The organism is Aquabacterium sp. (assembly GCF_035476535.1).
GTDB lineage: Bacteria > Pseudomonadota > Gammaproteobacteria > Burkholderiales > Burkholderiaceae_C > Pseudaquabacterium.
In genome coordinates this window covers 21595-29544 of sequence record NZ_DATILJ010000247.1, presented here as the reverse complement: position 1 = coordinate 29544, position 7950 = coordinate 21595, and the positions used below count along the sequence as shown (strand labels likewise).

The following is a 7950-nucleotide window of genomic DNA, read 5'->3' as shown; positions in this document are numbered from 1 at the left end:
GTTACTCGATGATCTTGGCGACGACGCCGGCGCCGACGGTGCGTCCACCTTCACGGATGGCGAAGCGCAGGCCCTCTTCCATCGCGATCGGGTTGATCAGCTTGACCGTGATGCTGACGTTGTCGCCCGGCATCACCATTTCCTTGTCCTTCGGCAACTCGACCGCACCCGTCACGTCCGTCGTGCGGAAGTAGAACTGCGGCCGGTAGTTGTTGAAGAACGGCGTGTGGCGGCCGCCCTCTTCCTTCGACAGCACATAGATCTCGGCCGTGAAGTGCGTATGCGGCTTCACGCTGCCCGGCTTGCACAGCACTTGGCCGCGCTGCACGTCTTCACGCTTGGTGCCGCGCAGCAGGATGCCCACGTTGTCACCCGCCTGCCCCTGGTCCAGCAGCTTGCGGAACATTTCCACGCCGGTGCAGGTGGTCTTTTGCGTCGCAGCGATGCCGACGATCTCGATTTCTTCGCCGACCTTGATCACGCCGCGCTCGACACGACCGGTCACCACAGTGCCGCGGCCCGAGATCGAGAACACGTCTTCCACCGGCATCAGGAACGCGCCGTCGATGGCACGCTCGGGCGTCGGGATGTAGCTGTCCAGCGCGTCGGCCAGCTTCATGATGGCCTGCTCGCCCAGCTCGCCCTTGTCGCCTTCCATCGCCAGCTTCGCGCTGCCGTGGATGATCGGGGTCGCGTCGCCGGGGAAGTCGTACTTGTCCAACAGTTCGCGCACTTCCATCTCGACGAGCTCGAGCAGTTCGGCGTCGTCGACCATGTCGCACTTGTTCAGGAACACGATGATGTACGGAACACCCACCTGGCGGGCCAGCAGAATGTGCTCACGCGTCTGGGGCATCGGGCCGTCGGCGGCCGAGCACACCAGGATCGCACCGTCCATCTGCGCGGCGCCGGTGATCATGTTCTTCACATAGTCGGCGTGGCCCGGGCAGTCAACGTGCGCGTAGTGGCGGTTAGCCGTTTCGTACTCGACGTGCGCGGTGTTGATCGTGATGCCGCGCGCCTTTTCTTCCGGCGCCGCGTCGATCTGGTCGTAGGCCTTGGCCTCGCCGCCGAACTTCGATGCCAGCACCGAGGTGATCGCCGCCGTCAGCGTCGTCTTGCCATGGTCCACGTGTCCAATCGTGCCCACGTTCACGTGCGGCTTGGTCCGCTCGAATTTGCCTTTTGCCATGTTGCGCGCTCCTCGCGATCAAACAGGAATGACGATAAGAATAGGGTGGTGCCCATGGCGCGGATCGAACGCGCGACCTCTCCCTTACCAAGGGAGTGCTCTACCACTGAGCCACATGGGCATCGACACAGGTTTGGGCACGCCATCGAACCCAAACCTGTAGCGACCTGAACATCAACCTCGCTTCAACCAAGCGCTGGAGCGGGAAACGGGAATCGAACCCGTGTCATTAGCTTGGAAGGCTAAGGTTCTACCATTGAACTACTCCCGCCTGACCGACCCACCGCAGGCCAGCGCCCAAGCCTGCAGTGGTTCCAAAAAACGTTCGCTGTGGTGGAGGAGGCTGGATTCGAACCAGCGTAGGCGTAAGCCAACAGATTTACAGTCTGCCCCCTTTAGCCACTCGGGCACCCCTCCGCAGCGAACTCAAGACTATAGCAGGTTTCGTTGCCCGGGCAATGCACCTGGCACACCGACCCACACCCCGCATCCTCACACCCCGTCAGCGCGACCAGTCGATGCCGACCGCAGTGTCCGGCTGCGCGGCCAGGAAAGCATTGGCCTGGCCGAAATGCCCACAGCCAATGAATGGCAGCGGCGGCCGGCGCGCCGACAGCGGCGAAGGGTGATTGGCCCGCAACACCTTGTGGCGGCCAGTACCAGCAGCCTCGATCAGCGCCGCCTTGGCCTGGGCATGTGCCCCCCACAGCAGATAGACCTTGGCCCCCGGATCGTTCGCCGTCGCCTCGATCAGGTGGTCGGTCAGAGCCTCCCAGCCCTGGCGCGCATGCGAAGCGGGCTGCCCGTCCTCGACGGTGAGCGAAGTATTCAACAGCAACACCCCTTGCTGCGCCCAGCCACCGAGATGACCGCTCTGCCCCCGCTCGACACCCAGGTCCCGGGCCAGCTCGACCATCATGTTGCGCAGACTGGGTGGCAGGCGCACGCCAGCCGGCACCGAAAACGCCAAACCCTCGGCCTGGCCGGCGCCGTGGTATGGATCCTGGCCCAGGATCACAACTCGCACGGCACTGCGCGGCGTCAGCGCCAGGGCTCGGAGCACCTGGGCCGGGTAGATCACCGCCCCGGCCTGCCGGCGTGCCTCGACAAAGGCCAGCAAGCGCTGGCCGGCCGCTGTGTGTCGCCACGCGTCGACCACGGGCCGCCAGTCCGGCGGCGCGCGGTCCAGCACCGCGGCCAAGGGCTCGGCCAATTGGTTCAACACCGTCATCCGAACAGCGCCGCCAGCGCCGCACCGGGGTCGTCGGCACGCATGAAGACCTCGCCGACCAGGAAGGCGCTCACCTGGTGCGCTCGCATGCGCTGCACATCGGCGGGCCCGACGATGCCCGATTCGGTGACCAGCAACCGATCGGCCGGCACCTGCGACAGCAGGCCCAGCGTGGTGTCCAGAGACACCTCGAAGCTGCGCAGGTTGCGGTTGTTGATGCCGATCAGCGGCGTCTTGAGCGCCAGCGCGCGCTGGAGCTCCACGCCATCATGAACTTCGACGAGCACATCCATGCCCAGGCCGAACGCGCAGGATTCCAATTCCGCCATCAGGCCGTCGTCGAGGCAGGCGGCGATCAGCAGGACGCAATCGGCCCCCATCGCCCGCGCCTCGTAGACCTGGTAGGCATCGACCATGAAGTCCTTGCGCAGCACCGGCAGCGCACAGGCCGCACGCGCCTGCTGCAGGTAGGCCACGCTGCCCTGGAAGAACGATTCATCAGTCAGCACGCTGAGGCAGGCCGCGCCATGTCGGGCGTAACTGACGGCGATCTCGGCGGGCATAAAGTGCTCGCGGATCACGCCCTTGCTCGGGCTGGCTTTCTTGATCTCGGCAATCACTGCCGGCTGACCAGCGGCCAGCTTGGCCCGCAGCGCGGCGGCGAAGCCTCGAGTGCCAGGCTGTGCCTCAGCCTCGGCGCGCAAGGACGCCACATCGCGCCGCGCGCGTGCGGCAGCCACTTCCTCGTGCTTGACGGCAACGATGCGTTGAAGGATGTCGGACATGGGAAAAACTCGCTTCAAAGAAGGCCGGCGTCAAACCGTCAAACCCTCGCGGCCGACCTGCAGGCGCCGGGCCAATACGTCGGTCAGCGCACTGAGCACGCGGTGGTCGCCCAGGCGCACCGGCCCGGGGGTTTGAAACAAGCGGGCGACACGGCCGCGCTGCGCGTGGCGCAGGTCGATCGCCAGGCTGCGCTTGCGGTCGCCTGCGGTGCAGACGAGGCTGTAGTCATCGCCACCGATCTGCACTGGCTCGCCCGCAAGGCCCACCGGCGTGATCAAGCGGTGCTGGAGATCGAGCTGCCAGCCGCTGTCCATGTGGCGCCGCGTCAGCTGGATCAGCATGCCAAGCAGGATCATCGCCAACGCCAGCCAGCCCATGCCGAAGCCACCGCCGGTCGGCTGCGAACGCGCCCACCACAAGCCCGCGGCCAGGCCCAGCAAAGCCAGCGCGCTACCCACCCAGCCGGGCTCGATGCGCGGCAGGAACATCTCGTCCGCCTGCTCGGCCGCAGCGAGCAGATCGCGATAGCGCGGCGGCGCCTGGCCGAACAGCCGGATGGCCAGCGTGAGGCTCATGCAGCCACGCGAAACCGGTTGGTCACGGCAACGAACTGGCTCAACTTGGCCATCGCGGCCCCCGAGGCCACGGCCTCTCGGGCGCGCTTGACGCCTTCCACCACCGTCGAGGCAATGCCGGAGGCGTACAAAGCGGCGCCGGCGTTCAGCAGCACGATGTCGCGCACGGGGCCGTCCTCATTGGCCAGCGCACGCTGCACGCACTGCACCGATTCTTCCTTGTTGGCGACCCGCAGTACGCGCGAGTCGTAGACCGGCAGGCCGAAGTCGCTGGGGTGCACGACGTACTCGCGCACCTCACCGTTCTTCAGCTCGCCGACCATGGTTTCGCCGGACAGCGAGATCTCGTCCATGCCGTTCATGCCGTAGACCACCAGCACATGCTCGGAGCCCAGGCGCTGCAGCACGCGCACCTGAATGCCGACCAGATCGGGGTGGAATACGCCCATCAGCTGGTTGGGCGCATTGGCCGGATTCGTCAGCGGCCCGAGGATATTGAAGATTGTGCGCACCCCCAATTCCCGGCGCACCGGTGCGGCATGCTTCATCGATGCATGGTGATTCGGCGCGAACATGAAGCCCAGTCCAGTCTCGGCCAGGCAGGTGGCCACTTGCTCGGGCGTCAGGCCGATGTTGGCGCCCAAGGCTTCCAGCACGTCGGCGCTGCCCGAGGTCGACGACACGCTGCGCCCGCCATGCTTGGCGACCCGCGCGCCGGCCGCCGCGGCCACGAAGGCCGAGGTGGTGGAGATGTTGAAGGTGTGCGAACCATCGCCGCCGGTGCCGACGATGTCGACCAGGTGGGTGCGGTCGGGCACGTCCACCGGCGTCGCGAATTCGCGCATCACCTGCGCGGCCGCGGCAATCTCGCCGATGCTTTCCTTCTTCACGCGCAGGCCGATCGCAAACGCCGCGATCATCACCGGCGACATCTCACCGCTCATGATGCGGCGCATCAGCGCCAGCATCTCGTCGTGGAAGATCTCGCGGTGGTCGATGACGCGGGTCAGCGCTTCGGTGTTGGTGATGGTCATGGTTGAAGCTCCGCAATCAGAAGATGGCGCGCAGGATCTTGATCGCGCGTTCGATGTCGTCGGCCGAGACGTCCAGGTGCGTGACCAGGCGCAGCCGGTACAGCCCGGTGAACAGCAGCCCACGTTCGCGCGCGGCCTGGACCGCGGCCTTGCCATCCCGGTCGGGCGCCAGGTCGACGAAAACGATGTTGGTGTCCGGCGGCACCACCGTCACGCCGGGCAGGCCGGCCAGGCCTTCGGCCAGATGGCGGGCATTGGCGTGGTCGTCGGCCAGGCGCTCGACATGGTGGTCCAGCGCATGCTTCGCCGCGGCGGCCAGCAGGCCGGCCTGGCGCATGCCGCCGCCGGCCATCTTGCGCACGCGCCTGGCGCGCGCGATCAACTCGCGCGAACCAACCAAGGCCGAGCCCACAGGCGCGCCCAGCCCCTTGCTGAAACACACCGAAACGCTGTCGTAGAGATCGGCGATCTGCCGCGCCTGGTGGCAGGCGCTGCCGCCCTCCCGCTGGCTGGCGACGACCGCGGCATTGAACAGCCGCGCGCCATCGAGGTGGAACGCCAGGCCATGGCGGCGCGCCAGCTCGCCGGCGGCCCGCTGATAGTCCATGCCCAGCACCTGCCCGCCGGTGGTGTTCTCCAGGCACAGCAGCCGGGTGATCGCGAAATGCGGGTCGTCGGGCTTGATGCTGGCTTCGATATCGGCCAGCGCCATCGAGCCGTCGCGCTGCGGCGCGATCGGCTGCGGCTGGATGCTGCCCAGCACCGCCGCGCCGCCGGCTTCCCAGCGATAGGTGTGCGCCATCTGGCTGACGAGGTATTCCTCGCCGCGCTGGCAGTGACTCATCAGCGCACAAAGGTTGCTCTGCGTGCCGGTGGGCATGAACAGCGCGGCCTGCTTGCCGAGCAGTGCCGCCACATGGTCCTGCAGCGCGTTGACGCTCGGATCGTCGCCGAAGACGTCGTCGCCCAGCGGCGCTTCCATCATCGCGGCGCGCATCGCCGCCGTTGGTTGCGTGACGGTATCGCTGCGCAGGTCGATGGTCTTCATCGTACGGCCCCCATGACCAGAAAGTTGCGCAGCATCGCATGGCCGTGCTCGGACAGGATGGATTCCGGATGGAACTGCACACCTTCCAGTGGCGTCGGGCTGCCGGCCAGGTCACGGTGCCGCACGCCCATGATCTCGCCATCCTCCGAGGTGGCGGTGACCAGCAGCTCTTTCGGGCAGCTGTCGCGCTCGATCACCAGCGAGTGGTAGCGGACCACGCTGAACGCCTTCGGCAGTCCGGCGTAAACGCCTTGCTGGTCGGTCGTCAGCGTGCTGGCCTTGCCATGCATCTGGTGCTGGGCGCGCACTATTCGGCCGTCCAGCGCCGCGCCGATCGCCTGGTGGCCCAGGCACACGCCCAGGATCGGCAGCTTGCCGATGAAGGCCTGGATGGACGCCACGCAGATGCCGGCCTCGGCCGGTGAACAAGGCCCGGGCGACAGCACCAGGTACTGCGGTTTCAGCGCCGCAATGCCTTCGAGCGTGATTTCGTCATTGCGGTGCACCACCACCTCCTGACCCAGCTCGCCGAAGTACTGCACCAGGTTGAAGGTGAACGAGTCGTAGTTGTCGATCATCAGCAGCATGGTCAGAACCCCTCTTCCACCAACTCGGCTGCGCGGATCAGGGCCCGCGCCTTGTGCTCGGTTTCCTTCCATTCCATCTCGGGCACGGAGTCAGCGACGACCCCTGCCGCGGCCTGCACATACAGCGTGTTGTTCTGCACGATGCCGGTGCGGATGGCAATCGCCACGTCCATGTCGCCGGCATAGCTCAGGTAGCCGCAGGCGCCGCCGTAGATGCCGCGCTTGATCGGCTCCAGCTCGTCGATGATCTCCATCGCGCGGACCTTCGGTGCGCCCGTCAAGGTGCCGGCCGGGAAGGTGGCGCGCAGCACGTCCATGTTGCTCATGCCGTCCTTCAGCAGGCCTTCGACATTGCTGACGATGTGCATCACATGCGAATAGCGCTCGACGACGAAGGCCTCGGTGACCTGCACGCTGCCGGTCTTGGCGATGCGGCCGATGTCGTTGCGCGCCAGGTCGATCAGCATCAGGTGCTCGGCACGCTCTTTCGGGTCGGCCAGCAGTTCGGCTTCGACCTGCTTGTCCACCTCGGGCGACACCCCCCGCGGCCGGGTGCCGGCCAGCGGACGGATGGTGATCTTGTCGCCCTCGGTGGTGTGTTCGTGTCGCACCAGGATCTCGGGCGATGCGCCGACGATCTGGAAGCTGCCCATGTCGTAGAAGTACATGTAGGGGCTGGGGTTCAGCGAACGCAGCGCCCGGTACAGCGACAGCGGGCTTTCGGTGTAGCGCTTCTTCAGACGCTGGCCGATCTGCACCTGCATCATGTCGCCGGCGGCAATGTAGTCCTTGCTCTTGTTCACGGCCGCCAGGTAGTCCTCTTTCGAGAAGTCCCGCTCGACAGCGTAGGACGGGCCGCGCTTGACCGCCGGCGCGGTGACCGAGTAGCGCAGCTTGTCGGCCAGTTCGGCCAGCCGACGTTTGGCCTTGAAGTAGGCCTCGGGCTGGCCGGGGTCGGCATAGACGATCAGGTACAGCCGGCCCGACAGGTTGTCGATGACCGCCAGTTCCTCGGTCTGCAGCAGCAGGATGTCCGGCGTGTCCAGGCCGCCGGGCTTGGCCGTCTTGGCCAGCTTGGGCTCGATGTAGCGCACGGCGTCGTAGCCGAAGTAGCCTGCCAGCCCGCCGCAGAAGCGCGGCAGCCCGGGCCGCAGCGCGACGCGGAAGCGCTGCTGGTAGGCAGCGATGACGTCCAGCGGATTGCCGTCATGCGTCTCGACGACCGCGCCATCGGTGACGATCTCGGTCGAAAAGCCGGTGGCCCGCAGCAGCGTGCGTGCCGGCAGCCCGATGAAAGAGTAGCGGCCGAAGCGTTCGCCGCCGACCACCGATTCGAGCAGGAAGCTGTGCTTCTGACCGCCGGCCAGCTTCAGGTACAGCGAGAGGGGGGTTTCGAGGTCCGCAAACGCCTCGCTCAGCAAGGGAATGCGGTTGTAGCCCTGGGATGCCAGGCTCTTGAATTCAAGTTCTGTGATCACGGTGTCGGGGCTCCTTCCA

The 7950-nt window shown here is 66.4% G+C and carries 8 protein-coding genes and 3 tRNA genes; all 11 read right to left on the bottom strand.

All coding sequences use genetic code 11. The features are described 5' to 3' along the window. Position 1: 1 nt before the first annotated feature. Positions 2-1192 (bottom strand): elongation factor Tu, encoded by a 1191-nt coding sequence (tuf, locus tag VLK61_RS24515; protein ID WP_325424901.1) that lies wholly within the window; start codon positions 1190-1192, stop codon positions 2-4. Between the two features lie 46 nt (positions 1193-1238). Further along, positions 1239-1313: transfer RNA gene (locus VLK61_RS24510), tRNA-Thr, on the bottom strand. 76 nt (positions 1314-1389) lie between these two features. Next, positions 1390-1463 (bottom strand) — tRNA-Gly (locus VLK61_RS24505). Between the two features lie 60 nt (positions 1464-1523). Then, a tRNA-Tyr gene (locus VLK61_RS24500) sits at positions 1524-1609 on the bottom strand. 85 nt (positions 1610-1694) lie between these two features. Further along, positions 1695-2423: a uracil-DNA glycosylase gene (locus VLK61_RS24495; RefSeq protein WP_325424899.1), complete on the bottom strand. Its 729-nt coding sequence runs from the start codon at positions 2421-2423 to the stop codon at positions 1695-1697. After that, positions 2420-3208 (bottom strand): indole-3-glycerol phosphate synthase TrpC, encoded by a 789-nt coding sequence (gene trpC / locus VLK61_RS24490; RefSeq protein WP_325424897.1) that lies wholly within the window; start codon positions 3206-3208, stop codon positions 2420-2422. Before trpC ends, VLK61_RS24495 begins: the two co-directional genes overlap by 4 nt. Positions 3209-3238: 30 nt before the next feature. Next, the gene (locus tag VLK61_RS24485) at positions 3239-3784 is read right to left on the bottom strand and encodes a hypothetical protein (protein ID WP_325424895.1); all 546 of its coding nucleotides are present in this window, start codon (positions 3782-3784) and stop codon (positions 3239-3241) included. Beyond that, complete coding sequence (gene trpD, locus VLK61_RS24480; protein ID WP_325424893.1) at positions 3781-4818, bottom strand: anthranilate phosphoribosyltransferase; 1038 nt, start codon at positions 4816-4818, stop codon at positions 3781-3783. Before trpD ends, VLK61_RS24485 begins: the two co-directional genes overlap by 4 nt. Before the next feature lie 16 nt (positions 4819-4834). Next, complete coding sequence (gene ltaE, locus VLK61_RS24475; RefSeq protein ID WP_325424891.1) at positions 4835-5866, bottom strand: low-specificity L-threonine aldolase; 1032 nt, start codon at positions 5864-5866, stop codon at positions 4835-4837. Then, entirely contained in the window at positions 5863-6453 is a 591-nt protein-coding gene (locus VLK61_RS24470; protein WP_325424889.1) for an aminodeoxychorismate/anthranilate synthase component II, read from the bottom strand. The genes ltaE and VLK61_RS24470 overlap by 4 nt, the downstream gene beginning before the upstream one ends. A gap of 2 nt (positions 6454-6455) precedes the next feature. Continuing rightward, the gene (gene trpE / locus VLK61_RS24465) at positions 6456-7931 is read right to left on the bottom strand and encodes an anthranilate synthase component I (RefSeq protein WP_325424887.1); all 1476 of its coding nucleotides are present in this window, start codon (positions 7929-7931) and stop codon (positions 6456-6458) included. Positions 7932-7950: the final 19 nt, after the last annotated feature.